Here is a 1,237-nt window from a genome sequence, read left to right on the forward strand (position 1 = left end):
AGCACCCCTGAGCCCGACCCCGCGTCCCGCCCGAAGCGCCGCACCTTCACCGCGGAGTACAAGCTGCGGATCGTCGCGGAGTACGACGCCGCCCCGAACGGCGAGAAGGGCGCGATCCTGCGCCGTGAGCGGCTGTACCACTGCACATCATCGAATGGCGGGCCGCCCGCGACACTGGCGCGATGGCCACCCTGGCCGACCGGCGCACCTCCGCGGTCCGGCCGAAGAAGGCCGCAGAACAGGCCGAGCTGGAGCGGCTGCGCAAGAAGGTCGCCCGACTGGAGCAGGAGGGCGCGCAGAAGGACGCCGCCTTGGACCTGATGGGAAAAGCTTCCGCGCTCTTGCAGATGATCTCCAAGAGCGCGGACTGAAACACGAGTCCGCCCGGGTCGTGGATGATCTGTTCCCTACCCTGGAGCGGGAGTTGAACATTTTTGCGGTCTGTCGGCTGACCGGCCGGTCGCGGGCCGCGCACTACCGGCGGTTGCGGCCGCCCGTGCCACGCGAGCGGATCCCGCGCCAGCTTCGGCCTTGAGTACGGTCGAGCGCGTACAGGTCCTGGCTCTGCTCAACCGGCCCGAGTACGCCGACCTGCCGCCCGCCCAAGTGTGGGCGCGGGAGCTGGACGAGAGCCGCTACTGGCGCTCGGAGCGCACGATGTACCGGATCCTGGCAGCGGCCGGGCAGAGCGGCGAGCGGCGCCGCCAGGCGACCCACCCGGCCAAGACCGTGCCGCAGTTGGTGGCCACCGCCCCGTGCCAGGTGCTGACCTGGGACATCACCAAGCTCAGGGGGCCGGACAAGGGCGAGTGGTACCACCTGTACGTGATCATCGACATCTTCAGCCGCTACATCTGCGGATGGACCGTGGAGCGGGCTGAATCCGCAGACCGGGCCGAGGAGCTGATCCGCGAGACCATCGCTCGCAACGGCATCGTCCCGGAGACCGTGCATGCCGACCGCGGCACCTCGATGACCAGCAAGAAGGTCTCCCAGCTGTTGATCGATCTGGGGGTGACCAGTTCGCACTCGCGACCGAAGGTGAGCAACGACAATCCCTACAGCGAGGCTAATTTCAAAACGATCAAGTACTGCGGCGAGTACCCGGATTCCTTCAACTCCCTTACTGAAGCCAGGGATTGGTGCGAGGAGTTCATCTCGTACTACAACCACGAGCACAGGCACAGCGGCATCAGCCTGCACACCCCTGCATCCGTCCACTTCGGCACCGCGGACC

2 protein-coding genes are annotated in these 1,237 nt (G+C 66.9%); both read left to right on the forward strand.

Annotated elements, in window-relative coordinates:
* The first annotated feature begins 182 nt into the window (after positions 1–182).
* Positions 183–371 (forward strand): hypothetical protein, encoded by a 189-nt coding sequence (locus AOK11_RS42465; RefSeq protein ID WP_107098771.1) that lies wholly within the window; start codon positions 183–185, stop codon positions 369–371.
* Between the two features lie 160 nt (positions 372–531).
* Positions 532–1,237, forward strand: a 706-nt coding sequence (locus AOK11_RS36440; RefSeq protein WP_107098772.1) for a DDE-type integrase/transposase/recombinase, incomplete at its 3' end; no start/stop codon positions are given.

The sequence above is a fragment of the Streptomyces hirsutus genome (assembly GCF_001418415.1).
Lineage (GTDB): Bacteria > Actinomycetota > Actinomycetes > Streptomycetales > Streptomycetaceae > Streptomyces > Streptomyces hirsutus.

What these genes read in the sequence shown, in the direction of transcription:
- AOK11_RS42465 (WP_107098771.1), top strand. Translation starts at nt 183, where the DNA reads ATGGCCACCCTGGCCGACCGGCGCACCTCCGCGGTCCGGCCGAAGAAG.